General features: G+C 40.2%; 15 protein-coding genes. 1 reads left to right on the top strand and 14 read right to left on the bottom strand.

Going from position 1 to position 14472, the window contains the following annotated elements:
* Window positions 1-61: 61 nt before the first annotated feature.
* The 10 genes from rplI to V7150_RS07110 form a co-directional block, all read right to left on the bottom strand.
* Complete coding sequence (gene rplI, locus V7150_RS07155) at window positions 62-511, bottom strand: 50S ribosomal protein L9 (protein ID WP_335515495.1); 450 nt, start codon at window positions 509-511, stop codon at window positions 62-64.
* Window positions 508-2481, bottom strand: a complete 1974-nt coding sequence (locus tag V7150_RS07150) for a DHH family phosphoesterase (RefSeq protein ID WP_335515492.1) — start codon at window positions 2479-2481, stop codon at window positions 508-510. The genes rplI and V7150_RS07150 overlap by 4 nt, the downstream gene beginning before the upstream one ends.
* 25 nt (window positions 2482-2506) lie before the next feature.
* Window positions 2507-3445 carry a YybS family protein gene (locus V7150_RS07145; protein ID WP_335515489.1) on the bottom strand — a complete coding sequence of 313 codons (939 nt, stop codon included), beginning with the start codon at window positions 3443-3445 and terminating at the stop codon, window positions 2507-2509.
* Window positions 3446-3565: 120 nt separating this feature from the next.
* Window positions 3566-3805 (bottom strand): 30S ribosomal protein S18, encoded by a 240-nt coding sequence (gene rpsR, locus V7150_RS07140; protein ID WP_007088219.1) that lies wholly within the window; start codon window positions 3803-3805, stop codon window positions 3566-3568.
* 50 nt (window positions 3806-3855) lie between these two features.
* Complete coding sequence (gene ssb / locus V7150_RS07135) at window positions 3856-4371, bottom strand: single-stranded DNA-binding protein (RefSeq protein ID WP_335515486.1); 516 nt, start codon at window positions 4369-4371, stop codon at window positions 3856-3858.
* 68 nt (window positions 4372-4439) lie between these two features.
* The gene (gene rpsF / locus V7150_RS07130) at window positions 4440-4727 is read right to left on the bottom strand and encodes a 30S ribosomal protein S6 (RefSeq protein WP_283920946.1); all 288 of its coding nucleotides are present in this window, start codon (window positions 4725-4727) and stop codon (window positions 4440-4442) included.
* Between the two features lie 177 nt (window positions 4728-4904).
* Window positions 4905-6005: a redox-regulated ATPase YchF gene (gene ychF / locus V7150_RS07125; protein WP_335515481.1), complete on the bottom strand. Its 1101-nt coding sequence runs from the start codon at window positions 6003-6005 to the stop codon at window positions 4905-4907.
* Window positions 6006-6647: 642 nt separating this feature from the next.
* Window positions 6648-8642 (bottom strand): molybdopterin-dependent oxidoreductase, encoded by a 1995-nt coding sequence (locus V7150_RS07120; RefSeq protein ID WP_335515478.1) that lies wholly within the window; start codon window positions 8640-8642, stop codon window positions 6648-6650.
* Window positions 8643-8726: 84 nt separating this feature from the next.
* Window positions 8727-8924 (bottom strand): DUF951 domain-containing protein, encoded by a 198-nt coding sequence (locus V7150_RS07115; RefSeq protein ID WP_335515475.1) that lies wholly within the window; start codon window positions 8922-8924, stop codon window positions 8727-8729.
* Between the two features lie 18 nt (window positions 8925-8942).
* The gene (locus tag V7150_RS07110) at window positions 8943-9815 is read right to left on the bottom strand and encodes a mechanosensitive ion channel family protein (protein WP_335515472.1); all 873 of its coding nucleotides are present in this window, start codon (window positions 9813-9815) and stop codon (window positions 8943-8945) included.
* Window positions 9816-10122: 307 nt separating this feature from the next.
* Here V7150_RS07110 and yyaC point away from each other — a divergent pair, with 307 nt between their 5' ends.
* Window positions 10123-10755: a spore protease YyaC gene (gene yyaC / locus V7150_RS07105; protein WP_335515469.1), complete on the top strand. Its 633-nt coding sequence runs from the start codon at window positions 10123-10125 to the stop codon at window positions 10753-10755.
* Window positions 10756-10770: 15 nt separating this feature from the next.
* On the opposite strand, the gene V7150_RS07100 is transcribed toward yyaC, so the two are convergent.
* The 4 genes from V7150_RS07100 to noc all read right to left on the bottom strand — a co-directional run bounded on the left by V7150_RS07100 (window position 10771) and on the right by noc (window position 14355).
* Window positions 10771-11487, bottom strand: coding sequence for a DUF554 domain-containing protein (locus V7150_RS07100; protein WP_335515466.1), 717 nt, complete (start codon window positions 11485-11487; stop codon window positions 10771-10773).
* Window positions 11488-11596: 109 nt separating this feature from the next.
* A complete protein-coding gene (locus tag V7150_RS07095) occupies window positions 11597-12445 on the bottom strand; it encodes a ParB/RepB/Spo0J family partition protein (protein ID WP_335515462.1) in 849 nt (282 codons plus the stop codon).
* The gene (locus V7150_RS07090) at window positions 12438-13199 is read right to left on the bottom strand and encodes a ParA family protein (RefSeq protein ID WP_283920954.1); all 762 of its coding nucleotides are present in this window, start codon (window positions 13197-13199) and stop codon (window positions 12438-12440) included. Before V7150_RS07090 ends, V7150_RS07095 begins: the two co-directional genes overlap by 8 nt.
* A 292-nt stretch (window positions 13200-13491) precedes the next feature.
* Window positions 13492-14355, bottom strand: coding sequence for a nucleoid occlusion protein (gene noc, locus V7150_RS07085; RefSeq protein ID WP_335515455.1), 864 nt, complete (start codon window positions 14353-14355; stop codon window positions 13492-13494).
* Window positions 14356-14472 lie beyond the last annotated feature (117 nt).

The raw sequence follows: 14472 nt of genomic DNA, 5'->3' as shown, positions 1-14472 counted from the left end.
CTAAATGCCCGATTGGCTCATCTTGTATTCAGTGGTAAACTTTCACTCTTTTCAGTTTCGCCTATTTTACTTCTGTTACCGAAACAGTTAACGTTGCAGTGACTTCATGGTGAAGTTTTACTGGCACCTTTGTGTGGCCAAGCGTCCGAATGGCATCGGCTAATTCCATTTTTCGCTTATCAATTTTAATGCCATGCTTCTTTTGCAGCTCTTCGGCAACTTGCTTTGTTGTAATCGAACCAAAAATACGTCCGCCTTCACCGGCTTTAGCTGTTAATTCAACTGTAATTTTGTCCAATGTTTCCTTCAGCTTTTTTGCTTCAGCAAGTTCTTCAGCAGCCATTTTTTCCTGTTTCTTATTTTGGGCATCTAAAGAACTGATGCTGGCATTATTTGCTTCAACCGCTAATCCCTGCTTAAATAAAAAGTTTTGTGCATAGCCGTCTGCTACATTTTTCACTTCGCCTTTTTTTCCTTTACCCTTAACATCCTTTAAGAAAATGACCTTCATTCCTTTTTCACTCCTTCAAAAAATTCATCAATGGCCAGCTTTAATTGTGCCTCTGTTTCTTCAATGGACAGACCGGTCAGCTGTGTCGCTGCATTTGTTAAATGGCCGCCGCCTTTTAAGCTTTCCATAATCACCTGTACATTGATGTTCCCCAGCGACCTTGCACTAATCCCAATGACACCTTCAGCCCGTTTTGCAATCACAAAGGAAGCCAGCACCCCATCCATTGTTAACAGTGTATCAGCAGCTTGTGCGATAATCACTTGATCACGTAGTTCAAGTTCCGTACCTTTCGCTATTGCAATTCCATCACGGTAAAAAGAGACTGATTCAATTAATTTCGATCTTTTTATATATGTATCAACGTCTTCTTTTAAAAACTTCTGGACCAGAACCGTATCAGCACCGTGAGCCCGAAGGTAAGAGGCAGCATCGAATGTCCTAGCGCCCGTTCGTAAGGTAAAACTTTTCGTATCGACAATGATACCGGCTAACAGGGCCGTTGCCTCAATCATCTCAATTTTACCGCGTTTCGGTTGATATTCCAAAAATTCCGTTACAAGTTCTGCAGTAGAAGAGGCGTAAGGTTCCATATATACCAGCAATGGGTTGGAAATAAACTCTTCTCCGCGTCGATGGTGGTCAATCACGACGACATGATCAATCTTGCTCAATAAACGTTCTTCAATCACAAGCGAAGGTTTATGGGTATCAACCACGACAAGCAGTGTTTTATCCGTTGATATTTCCAAAGCCAGTTCAGGGCTGATAAAGCGGGAAAATAACTGTTCTTGCTGACGGAGTTCATCCATAAGCCGTTTCACAGCGCTGTCCATATCCTGCATATTCACCACAATATAGGCTTCTTTTTGGTTCATTTGCGCAACCTTATAAATACCAATACTTGAACCAATCGAATCCATATCAGGGTTTTTATGTCCCATAATAATGACTTTATCACTGGCGGTAATTAAATCTCTCAAGGCATGAGAGATGACACGTGCCCGAACCCGTGTCCGTTTTTCAATTGGATTTGTTTTACCGCCAAAGAATTTCACTTTACCGTTTGGCAGTTTAATGGCTACTTGGTCACCGCCCCTGCCCAAGGCCAAATCGAGACTTGATTGGGCTAAGACTCCTAATTCCGGTAGCGAGGACACACCGGTGCCTACCCCGATACTCAAGGTAAAAGAAACATTCTGCTTCGAGGTCAATTCACGTATCTCATCAAGGATACTAAATTTCTCTTTTTCAAGGATATGGAGAATTCTTTCGCTAAAAACAGCAATGAATCGTTCTGATGAAACTCTTTTCAAGAAAATGCCATTATCGTTTGCCCACTTATTCAAAATAGAAGTGACTAAATTATTGATACTGCCGCGCATCTGATCATCCATACCCTGAGTAAGGTCATCATAATTGTCCAAAAAAATGGTAGCAATGACCGTCCTGTCATCCTGGTACCGTTTCTCAATTTCCTTTTGTTCGGTAACATCGAAAAAGTACAATAGGCGCTCTTCAGATTTATGAATTACGCGAAATTTTCGGTCATGGAGGGTGATGATTTCTGTCTCTACTTCCTGTTTAATCAACGGAATCAATGTATCTGCTATATCATAGAGCGATCTGCCAATCAATGTCTCCTCATCAAAATAAGATGACAGAAAAGGGTTTGACCATTCAATAAAGTATTCCTCATTGATGAGCATAATCCCAATCGGCATTTCCATCAGCGCTTCTTCGCCAACCTTTTTTACTCGGTAAGAAAGCGTTGAAATATACTCTTCCATTTCCGTACGCTCACGATGATCAATGACAAACATATAATAAAGGGGGATAAACATTAATAGCAGCCCAGCAACGCTTAAGATCCAATTATATAACAACAAGACAATGAGCAGAATCACTGTAACGCCAATCAGCCCATAAAAAGGGTAACGAATTGACCGCTTTTCTAAAAATGCAGGCAAAGTTCTCAGCTCCTAGACGCTAGTCTTACTCTTTTTTTTCAAACTTCTTTCTATAATCAAAGCCTAAATCAGTAATACCTAATAACAATATTATATAACGGACAATTGGAATCGTGAAAGAAAGAATTGCAACAAACACACCAAGTCCCCTAGCAACTGACTTTTGATGGAATATAAAAAATAAAAAGGCCAGCCCCTGAAAAATAAGAAAATTCTCCAATATGTATCGTGCATTGATTAAAACAGAAAATATATAGGTTCCTTCATGAGGTCGAAACAGCAGCATCGTCCCTAAGGCAATTAAATAGTACCACAAAAGGCTTTTTGGCAAGGAAAGATTACGGAATTTGCCCCATATCTTTACGTTTACACCAAATCTTTTTACAACCGGAAAACACACCCACTGAATAATAAAGGAAATTAAAATGGAGCCCATGATCAAAAAGCTAGGTGCATAAATTTCGATCATTTTTATGAGATCGGCATTTTGCTCTTTTAGATCTTTAATTTGACCTTCTCGTCCCATAGCTTTCAGCATCTCTTCGGACATCGATTGATTTAAGACAGTATGAAGTTCCTGAATGATATCAATTTTCATAAAAGCAGTAATAACTACATAATAAATGACCATACCCGCCATTAGAATCAATGAACTGGAAATTAAAATGGCAGTCCTGCTTTTGTTTTTTTGCAGCATGTATCCAATAACTACACCGGCAGCTCCGTAAAAAAGCATGAGGCCAAGACCTGGTATTGAACCTGCAATAAATGAAATGACGATTCCAGCTAAAAAGAAGGCAGCAATATTTTTAATGTTATTTTTAGCCGCGAAGATGATAAATGGCGCCGGCAGGACTACGTTTAAAAATGAACCAATTAGCGGTACGTAAATCGTTATTAATAATAGTACCGTAAATGCAGCTAATAAGATGGCACCTTCTGTTAGTTTGCTTACATTTTTCACTACTTCACCTCTATATATTTTCCAAGCTATTCTCTTATTTTAGACTAAATAGGCGCATTGATTCAACAGTGTGAAAAGTAAAAAAGGCAGCAAGGGCGCCCCTTACTGCCTTAATGCTTATTATTCACCAGCCACGAATGGTAGTAATGCCATTTGACGTGCGCGTTTGATAGCAACTGTTAGTTTGCGTTGGTATTTAGCGCTTGTACCAGTTACACGACGTGGTAAAATCTTTCCACGCTCAGAGATGAATTTTTTAAGTAAATCTACATCTTTGTAATCGATGCGAGTGATACCATTTGCTGTGAAATAGCACACTTTACGGCGCTTTGCGCGTCCGCCTTTACGTCCTCCTGCCATGAAAATTCCCTCCTTTATTTTTTTATCTCGTAACATTCATAAGGTTTGGCTTAAAATGGCAGATCGTCATCAGAGATGTCAATTTGACCATTTCCGGCAAATGGATCTTCATCCATTCGCGTAAACCCTTTATTTTGGTTTTGATTTTGTCGTTGATTCTGATTGCTGCTGCCATATGGATTACCTTGTGGTTCCATTGGAGGAGCACCGTAATAATCGTTGCTTCTTCCGCCACCGCCAGTAGACGACTTAGGTTCTAGAAATTGAACACTTTCTGCTTGAACCTCTGTAACGTATACCCGTTTACCATCTTGTCCTTCATAGTTGCGGGTTTGGATCCGGCCATCAACACCTGCTAGGCTGCCTTTCTTTAAAAAGTTCGCCACATTTTCAGCAGGTTTACGCCAAACAACACAGTTAATAAAGTCTGCTTCTCGTTCACCTGACTGATTAGAAAATGGACGGTTAACAGCTAAAGTAAACGTAGCAACAGGAACCCCATTTGGTGTATAACGCAAATCAGGATCTTTTGTTAAACGGCCAACAAGCACGACACGATTCATCATCAGAATCAACTCCTTTTTTCTGGTACATGTTTCACGTGAAACAGTTTTTACCAAAATTTATATTAATCTTATTCTTCTACTTTAATTACGATATGGCGAATGATATCTTCGCTGATTTTTGCAAGACGAGAAAATTCTTGTACTGATGCAGCTGAAGATGTTGTTTTAGCGATTTGGTAGTATCCGTCACGGAAATCGTTGATTTCGTATGCTAGACGGCGCTTACCCCAATCCTTTGTTTCAGCAGTTTCCGCACCATTATCAAGAAGAATTGTGTTGAAACGCTCAACAAGAGCCTTCTTCGCTTCATCTTCAATATTTGGGCGGATGATGTACATGATTTCGTACTTATTCATCACAGTCACCTCCTTTTGGTCTAAACGGCCCGAATGGGCAAGGAGCAATTATTCATTACTCACAAGTTGAAATTATATCATAGTGTAAACAGAAAAGCAATGTCATTCACAATAATGCCTTACTTATTCCTAAAACAAAAACGGAAAGGCACTGCAAAAATTGCAGAGCCTTTTCCTTTACACGTTAAAACGGAAATGGATGACATCGCCGTCTTTAACTTCATATTCTTTACCTTCTAAACGAACTTTTCCTGCCTCTTTAGCAGCATTATGGCTGCCGGCTGCAAGTAAGTCATCATAAGAGACTGTTTCCGCCCGAATAAAGCCGCGTTCGAAATCAGAGTGGATAATTCCCGCACATTGCGGTGCCTTCATGCCTTTTCTAAATGTCCAGGCGCGAACTTCCTGCACACCTGCAGTAAAGTAGGTAGCTAATCCAAGCAAGCTGTAAGCAGCACGGATTAATTGGTCAAGACCAGATTCCTCAATACCAAGCTCTTCAAGGAACATTTGCTTTTCTTCACCTTCAAGCTCAGCAATTTCTTCTTCAATCTTGGCACAGATGACGATCACTTCGGCATTATCAGCATTAGCAAATTCACGTACCTTTTTTACATATTCATTGCCAGATGGGTCAGCAATATCTTCTTCGCTAACGTTTGCAACATATAGGACAGGTTTGATGGTTAATAGATGCAGTCCCTTTACCAATTTCATTTGCTCTTCGGTAAAATCAACTGTACGAGCAGGTTTCTCTGCTTCAAATGCATCACGCAGCATCGCGAGGACTTCAAATTCAGCAGCAGCATCCTTATCTTTTTGCTTAGCCAATTTCTCGACGCGCCCAATTCGCTTTTCCACTGATTCCATATCTGCAAGGATCAACTCTAGGTTGATGGTTTCAATATCATCAATTGGATCAACTTTTCCAGATACATGGGTAATATTTTCATCTGCAAAGCAGCGAACTACTTGGCAAATTGCATCAACCTGACGGATATGAGAAAGGAACTTGTTACCGAGTCCTTCTCCTTTACTTGCTCCTTTCACAATACCGGCAATATCGGTGAATTCAAAGGCCGTGGGTACTGTTTTCTTCGGCTGAACCAATTCAGTTAATTTTTGTAAACGGTCGTCTGGAACCTCGACAATTCCGACATTCGGGTCAATCGTACAGAAGGGGTAATTCGCTGATTCTGCCCCTGCCTGTGTTATTGCATTAAAAAGAGTAGACTTACCAACATTCGGTAACCCTACGATACCAGCTGTTAAAGCCATTCACGTTCACTCCTCAATAAAAATAAATCTATTTAAAAAATATGTTCAATAATTTTAAAAAGCCTCTCACAATTATAGGCAACTACTAAGAAAAGCGCAAGCGACCGTATAGCGGCGTATAGACTGGAGCGCTTCGACTGAGATAAAGGAAAATCGAAAAGCAGAAGCGCCTTCGGAACAAGCACAGCTTGTTCCTGCGAGGATTATTCTAAGGAGCTTTCCTTAGTGCTCAGGGGCGATATAGGGAGAATTATCGACTGGCAAGCAGAGCGAAGCCAGAGATTAGTCTCCCTTAATGCGTACAGAAAGCGATAGCTTTCTGTAGCCAGGCATAAGACAAGTCGGCGAGAAGGCTGCTTTTTAGCCTTCTTGACGGATTGGCTTATGACCCCGAGCCCCTAGGCGCTGAAGCTAGACAACACGGAGAGCGATAGCGAACCGATGTTGACTTATCGTAGGGAGAAGAGCGAAGTCTCCTAGCCGCTGGGCGCTCCTCGAAAAAGCTAACGCTTTTCCTTCGTGCGAGGTATCGCTTCCGAAGCTTATTCTTATGGAGCTGGACAATTCTCAAAGTCTAATGATCTAAGCTCTGACTGTATCTTAAAAAAACAACTGCCGCTTATGGAGCGGCAATTAATATCACTATACTTTTACAACATTGACAAGGCAGTCATATAACGTGCTTCCAAGACCATTATCGGATTCCCTGCTTGAAGTTAAATGATTGACAGACCCGCCAAACTCTTTCCAAATACCTTCATCAATATTAATCGTATCCGGGTGAGCCTTTGCTAAAATGGAAATAAAACCTTTTACTTCGCCGCGGTCATTCCATACCTTGACGAAATCACCATTTTCCAGCCCCAAACTTTCTGCAATATTTGCAGCAATCTCCACCTTCACTTTCGGCTTTGAAGCGAATAAGTGATAGTTCTGCGAGTGGTTTGAGCGTAATGGATGAATCGTAAGGAGGTGGTACGGATATTTTTTTGCAAGCTCAGGGTTTGCCCATTTCGATTCATCTGGAACCGCTAAAGTTAACAGACCGTTATGACCTTTTTGTTGAGCTGTAAATTCATACTTGCCTGTCGGTGTTTGAAATGTATGGTCATGCCATGGGATTTTTACAACAGGAAGTTCCATTGTATGGTGCGCCCTTAATTTTTCAAGGGTAATGCCTTTGTCTTTCAACGGCTTAAGGGCCATCTTCAGCCACTCTTCCCTTGAAAAATCAAAATCCTCACCAAAGCCAAGCCTGGCGGCTAATTGTGTCCAAATCCATAAATCCGGCTGTGCCTCACCAGGAGCTGTAACGAGTTTCGTGCCAAAATTCACAAAATGATGGTACATCGAAGAATAATAAAGATCTTCTTCCTCAAAAGCAGTTGTGGTCGGTAAAACATAATCTGCAAGCATAGCTGTGTCGGTCATAAATTGTTCAATCACAACAAGTGTCTCAACAGAGGAGAAGGTCTTTTCAACCATATTGGTGTCAGGCACCTGAGTCAGCGGGTTGCCGCATGTCACAACAATCATCTTAATTTCCGGATCCGTTGCCGTTAGCACTTCTTCCGCCTGCTTCATCATGGAAAACTGCCTGTAGTTTGTCCTGCGGTGAACAAGTGTTAGCTCTTCAAACGCAAAGCTCTGTCCCACCTGTAGATTGGCGTAATTGGCACCTCCGCCGGCAATGCCAATATTCCCGCTTACGGCGGCAAGGGCATCAATAAGCCGAATCGTATTTCCGCCGTTTTTATATCGCTGTAAACCTAAACCCATATAGGTTGAAGTTGGTTTATCAGCATAAACATTAGCTAATGTAGTCATTACCTCACAGGAGACTTCGGTCCTTTCACTAATTTCTTCTAATGAAATACCATTGAGAAGCTTTGATAAATCAGCAAAACCATGTGTGGATCGTTCAATAAATTCCTGATCCTCCAAACCTAACCGAAGTATTTCCTTAATAATTCCTGCAGCTAATAAACCGTCCATCCCCGGCTTAATTGTTATATACTCATCGGCTATTTTTGCCGTCCCATTAAAAAGCGGATCAATAACAAATATGTTTGCTCCTTGTTTCTTAGCTTCCAGCAGTTTTTCGTAAAAATGCATGTTTGTCCGGGCAACATTTCGTCCCCAAGTAATAATGTTTTTACTGTTGCCAATGTCAGCAGGACCATGGCTCCAGGCATTCCCAAAATCCCATTTTTGTGCCTCAATTCCAGCGCCCCAGCAAAGTGATCCATAAAGCTCCGTTACGCCGCCATAACAATTAAAAAAGCGCTTGTCTAAGTTTTTTAAGATCCCGTTATTGGCATAATCATGGCTATGGAGGACAGCAGTTGTCCCATATTTTTCTTTAATTCCATTTAATTTAGCAGCTATCTCATCCAGCGCCTGCTCCCAGGAGATTTGCTCAAATGTACCATTTACCTTTTTTAAGGGGTGCAATAAGCGCTGCGAGGAGTTTGCCCTTGTTTCCAACATCCGTCCACGTCCACAAATTTTACCTTGAGTAATGGGATGTTCCGGATCACCTTCTACTTTAGTAACCCTGTCCTGATCAATTGTTACATTGAAACCGCAGCTATCCCAGCAATTTAACGGACAAGCAGTCTTTCGTACTTGTGCCAAAATCTCCACCCCCAGATGACATTTTCTATATCAATTTTTCTTATAAGAATAATATAGTTATACAAAAAAAAGAAGCATGAAATATTATCCTTCATGCTTCACCAAAATCTTCTTCATTTTCCGCGAAAACTCTTTCCGTGGAATGAGAACGCTATGCCCACAGCCCTCACATTTAATCCTGATATCCATACCCAAGCGGATAATTTTCCAACGATTGGTTCCGCACGGATGCTGCTTCTTCATTTCGACAACATCATTTAGGGAAAATTCCTTTTCTTCCATAACTTTCACCCTCCATTTCTATTTTGATGGCTCTGAGCCGCTTTTGTACAAAAATAGGCTTGGATTTGGAGCCTTAATACCACTCTCGTCTAATAAAAGCTTGATATCCTTCCGAATTGCCCGCGAAACTCCTGCCTGCTTCATCGGTAATGTTTCAGCTATTACCCGTAAAACAATCTCAGTTGGCCCCATCGTTTGTATTCCTAAAAGCTCAGGAGCTTTCGTTAACTCTTCGTATTGCTTTGGCATTGTTTGAAGTGCTTCTTCAATTACCTTTTCCGCCTTTTCGATGTCTTCACCATAGGAAATCGTAATATCAATAATCGCAAGACTATTATTTAACGAAAAATTGGTCACCTGGGTGATGCTGCCATTCGGTAAAATATGAACTTCGCCTGTCCAGCTTTTAATTTTTGTCGTTCTTAACCCAATTGTTTCGACATTGCCTTCAAATTGTCCTATGCGAATATGGTCACCGACCGAAAATTGATCTTCAAATATAATAAAGAAACCGGAAATAACATCTTTAACTAGACTTTGTGCACCAAATCCTACTGCTAAGCCGACAATTCCGGCACCTGCAATCAGTGCCTTCACATCGATCCCTAAAACAGAAAGAATCATCATAATTGCAATAAAATAAACCACATAGGTAAGAACACTATCAAGCAGCTTTGAAAGTGTATCTTCCCGGCGTTCTGTTGTATTAAGCGGTGACAAATTTCTAATCTTGAAAATGTTGTGGATTGCCACTTTGCCAATACGGACTATGATATTTGCAATAACCATAATGGCAACAATTTTTAGCACGGCTCCGCCGAGATTCAGCCATGTGTCTTCGTTTTGAAATTTATTTATATCATCTTGAATTCCCTTTGTTATGATATTCATTTTTACACCTTCCTTAAATTCGTTTTTCCCGCATTAACGGACAGTAAGCCCCTATATTAAGACTTTATATGTAAATAAAAGACTAAGTTGGGGATCAACTGTCCGGAAATACCCGATTAGTTTACTAGCATTCCACGGTGATATATCCCCACGGATTGAAGTTTCACTTTTTCCAAATCTATTTTAGCAATTTTTCTATGCAGATAATAGCATTATGAATTTTTGTTTTTCTATCCTCTTTATGTATAGATTTCCTAGATTTTCCGTATAATAATAAGAGTTAATACAGGTTTGGGGAGTGGACTTGATGAATCTGAAAAGCAGTTTTTTTGACAGGAGGGCAAAGGTACGTTTCATTCATGATGATTTTCACGCTGCAGAAAATCTCGCTGAGGAGTTACTCCTTAATATTTCCAACGAAACAAGCCGCCCCATTGTGTTCATTTGTATTGGAACAGACCGTTCCACGGGAGATTCATTAGGTCCGCTGGTCGGAAGCCTGCTCGCGGAGAAGAACCTCCAATCATTTTTCGTATATGGAACATTAGACGAGCCTATTCATGCGATGAACCTTGCAGAAAAACTGAAGGAGATCCATACAAATCATGTTGATCCCTATATTATTGGAATTGATGCCTGTTTGGGACGGATTAAAAATGTCGGCGTCATTCAAGTCGGGCAGGGGCCTGTCAAACCAGGCGCAGGAGTGAACAAGGAGCTTCCTGCCGTCGGTGACATACATATCACTGGAATCGTAAATGTCAGCGGGTTTATGGAATTTTTTGTACTACAAAACACACGCTTAAATCTTGTGATGAAAATGGCGAAAACGATTGCAGGTGGAATATACCAAGCAAGCCTATTGTACCCAAAACAAAGATTGAGTGAATTAAATTGGATGGAAGATGAGCAAACAAATAAAAGAGCAAACGGTAACTGAATGCTCTTTTTACATTTATTGGAATAAATGTTGATAGATATAAGGAATCGTTACAATAATACCCGTTACTACTATACCCGGGAGCAAGTTTGCTACTTTAATTTTTACTACCCCAGTAAGATTTAAGCCGATCGCTAAAATCATTATTCCACCAGTTGCAGTCATTTCGACAATAAACTGATCCATTAATGCCTGTGGAACGAAACGGTCAATCTGGGTGGCAAATAATGCAATTATACCTTCATAAAGGACAACTGGAATCGCAGAAAAAATAACACCAATTCCTAAAGTTGTTGTTAAAATAAGTGCTGTAAAGCCGTCTATCAATGATTTTGTATATAAAACATCATGATCACCGCGAATTCCGCTGTCAAGGGCACCAATAATCGCCATTGCACCAATTACGAAGATCAAAGTAGCAGATACAAAACCTTCCGAAATACTTCCTTTTCCATTAGAGCCAACTTTACGTTCCAGCCACCCGCCGAGGTCATTTAATTTATCCTCTAATTTTAATAGCTCGCCGACTACTGCACCGACAACGAGGCTACTAATGACAATCAGGAAATTATCACTCTTTAAGCCCATTTGCAGACCCAAAACCATGACTGACAAGCCAATGGCATACATGACCGTCACTTTCATTCCCTCAGGAATGCGGTTTAGGAGTTTCCCAATCAATGCGCCAATAATAATTAACAGTCCATTTACAAGTGTGCCTAATAAAAACATCGCAATATCACCTATTTTTCGCCTCTCGAAATAGTAATATTACTAAACTATCATGTTTTAGTTCTATTGAAAAGAATATTCTTCAAAAAAAAACCATCAAAGTGATGGCTTAAATATTTTCATCTTGTCCAAGTATTTCAAGGATTCGTTCAAGATCATCTTGTGAGAAAAATTCAATTTCAATTTTCCCCTTGTTTTTGTTTTGTTTAATATGGACAGTTGTACCGAATCGTTCACGAAGTGAGTACTCCCGTTCCTGTAAAAATACATCTTTTTTCTTCTCGGGCTTTTTTGTTTCACGTGAAACATTTTCATTTAATTGTTGAATCAGCTTTTCTAACTGGCGGACATTTAGCCCTTCATTTACAACTTTTCCAACTAAAATGGACAGTTTTGCTTTTTGTCTAAGACCTAATAATGCCCGTCCATGGCCCATAGAGATTTTCCCCGTTGAAATATGCTCTTGAATTTGGGGAGGGAGAGAAAGCAGCCGTATGTGGTTTGCTACATGCGGACGGCTTTTGCCTAAACGGTTCGCAACCTCTTCCTGTGTCAGCTTTAACTTTTCCATTAACGTATGATAGGCTTGTCCCTCTTCAATGGGGTTTAAATCTTCCCTTTGTAAGTTTTCCAACACGGACAATTCCATCATTTGCTGTTCAGAAAGCTCGCGGACAACTGCCGGCACGGCTTCAAGCTTTGCTTCCTTGGCAGCACGGAAGCGGCGTTCACCAACAACAATTTCATAGCCTTTAATACTTTTCCGAACAACAAGCGGTTGTAAAATTCCATGTTCTAAGATTGAAGCTTTTAATTCATCGATTGTCTCTTGTTGGAAGGTTTTACGCGGCTGATAAGGGTTTGGGCGCAGTTCTTTCAGCTTAATCTCTTGAACTGTCTCTTCTTTACTGACATCACTAAAAAAAGCATTCAATCCTTTTCCTAAACCTTTAGCCATTCGAGACCACTTCCTTTGCTAAATCTAAATACACTTCAGCCCCCCGGGATTTCGAATCGTAAGTAATGATTGGTTCCCCATGGCTTGGAGCCTCACTTAGACGCACATTTCTTGGAATAATGGTTTGATAAACTTTATCTTGAAAGTATTTTTTCACTTCTTCAATGACTTGAATACCAAGATTTGTTCTTGCATCAAGCATGGTTAATAAAACACCTTCAATTTTTAAATCCTGATTTAGATGCTTTTGCACAAGCCTAACAGTATTTAATAATTGACTTAAGCCCTCCAATGCATAATACTCACATTGGACAGGAATTAACACCGCATCAGATGCTGTTAAGGCATTTAGCGTTAATAGTCCTAAGGATGGCGGACAATCAATAATGATATAATCAAACTGATCTCTGACTTCATCCAGAGCACGTTTTAAGCGGACTTCTCTTGAAATAGTAGGAACCAGCTCAATTTCGGCCCCTGCTAACTGAATAGTAGCAGGAATCACGTACAAATTTTCAACAGATGTCGATTTAATGACATCCTTTGCTTCGACATCGTCTACTAATACGTCATATATACATTGTTCAACTTCTGCCTTTTCAATTCCAACCCCGCTTGTTGCATTTCCCTGTGGGTCAATATCTACTAATAAGACCCGTTTTCCTATGTATGCTAAGCAGGCGCCTAGGTTGACAGAGGTTGTCGTTTTGCCGACTCCACCTTTTTGATTTGCGATTGAAAGGATTTTCCCCACGTTGTCACCTACCCTTTATTTCTAAAAAAATTTTAATCTACCATTCTATCAGATGCTTAAATAATATGATTAATTATCCCCTATTAGAGAAGGAAAGTAAAATTCCATTCCTTTATTTTATCATGAAATATGAGGGATGTTGTTTTTTTTCAAAAAATATTCCAGTGTTACACTCAGGTTATTTTTTCATTTTATTGCTATAAGAGCTAGAAAATGTAAATTTATGTAATTTTTAATATCCCTTTTTCATAAAAAAAACCAAACACACTCGTGTCTGGTTCGTTCTGAATCGTTATTTTTTCTTTGGAATCCGAATAGTAAATTGATAAAATTCGTCAAATTCTTCTTCTTCTGCATCTAGATTAATTCCACTGTCGGATACCATTGTTAATGATTGTCGAATTGTATTCACGGCAATTCTCATATCTTTACTAAAAGCCTTTCGTTTCGGCTTTGGCTTTTCCTTTTTTTGTTCAAGCAGCCTGACGACCCGTTCTTCTGTCTGCTTGACATTCCAATTCTTTTCGATTACTTCTGCTAATAGTGCCACTTGTTTTTCCGGATCCTTTAAAGGAATCAAGGCCCGTGCATGGCGCTCAGTAATGATTTTATTTAATAACGCATCCTGAACAGGCTCCGGTAATTTAAGAAGACGCAGCTTGTTCGCAACGGTTGACTGCCCTTTCCCAAGGCGCTGTGCTAATGCCTCTTGTGTCAAATTGTGCAGCTCAAGCAGCTTCCCGTAGGCAATTGCCTCTTCGATTGGAGACAATTCCTCACGCTGTAAATTTTCGATGAGAGCAACCGAGGCTGTTTCCGTATCTGATAAATTTTTAACAATTGCAGGTGCTTCTGTCCAGCCAAGTTTTTTCATTGCACGCCAGCGGCGCTCCCCGGCAATAATTTCATACTTATCGACAGCAAACTCCCTAACGACAATCGGCTGGATGATACCATGTATATGAATGGTTCGTGATAATTCTTCGATTTTCTCTTCATCAAAGACCGTCCGCGGCTGAAAACGGTTCGGTATAATTTGCTTAATCGGTATCTTTTTTATTTCTTCGTTTCGTTCGATATCTAGATCTTTCTCAAGCTCAACCTCTTGTTCACCCTTATCGCCGAGGCCAAAAAAGCGTGTAAACGAACTCTTCATCCCCAACACCACCTTTACGAAACTCCCTAATACTTATTCTCTATTCAAATAAATTCTTCCTGCATAGAATACCATTTTTCTCTAAAAATTGTTATCCCGATTATCACTTTTTACCAA

The sequence above is a fragment of the Neobacillus drentensis genome (assembly GCF_036965245.1).
Lineage (GTDB): Bacteria > Bacillota > Bacilli > Bacillales > Cytobacillaceae > Neobacillus > Neobacillus drentensis_G.
The sequence above is the reverse complement of the archived record's forward strand: the minus strand, read 5'-3'. Positions and strand labels throughout refer to the sequence as shown.

What these genes read in the sequence shown, in the direction of transcription:
- yyaC (WP_335515469.1), top strand. Translation starts at nt 10,123, where the DNA reads ATGAATCTGAAAAGCAGTTTTTTTGACAGGAGGGCAAAGGTACGTTTC.
- V7150_RS07110 (WP_335515472.1), bottom strand. Translation starts at nt 9,815, where the DNA reads ATGAATATCATAACAAAGGGAATTCAAGATGATATAAATAAATTTCAA.
- rpsF (WP_283920946.1), bottom strand. Translation starts at nt 4,727, where the DNA reads ATGAATAAGTACGAAATCATGTACATCATCCGCCCAAATATTGAAGAT.
- V7150_RS07095 (WP_335515462.1), bottom strand. Translation starts at nt 12,445, where the DNA reads ATGGCTAAAGGTTTAGGAAAAGGATTGAATGCTTTTTTTAGTGATGTC.
- ychF (WP_335515481.1), bottom strand. Translation starts at nt 6,005, where the DNA reads ATGGCTTTAACAGCTGGTATCGTAGGGTTACCGAATGTTGGTAAGTCT.
- noc (WP_335515455.1), bottom strand. Translation starts at nt 14,355, where the DNA reads ATGAAGAGTTCGTTTACACGCTTTTTTGGCCTCGGCGATAAGGGTGAA.
- V7150_RS07115 (WP_335515475.1), bottom strand. Translation starts at nt 8,924, where the DNA reads ATGGAAGAAAAGGAATTTTCCCTAAATGATGTTGTCGAAATGAAGAAG.
- V7150_RS07100 (WP_335515466.1), bottom strand. Translation starts at nt 11,487, where the DNA reads ATGTTTTTATTAGGCACACTTGTAAATGGACTGTTAATTATTATTGGC.
- rpsR (WP_007088219.1), bottom strand. Translation starts at nt 3,805, where the DNA reads ATGGCAGGAGGACGTAAAGGCGGACGCGCAAAGCGCCGTAAAGTGTGC.
- ssb (WP_335515486.1), bottom strand. Translation starts at nt 4,371, where the DNA reads ATGATGAATCGTGTCGTGCTTGTTGGCCGTTTAACAAAAGATCCTGAT.
- rplI (WP_335515495.1), bottom strand. Translation starts at nt 511, where the DNA reads ATGAAGGTCATTTTCTTAAAGGATGTTAAGGGTAAAGGAAAAAAAGGC.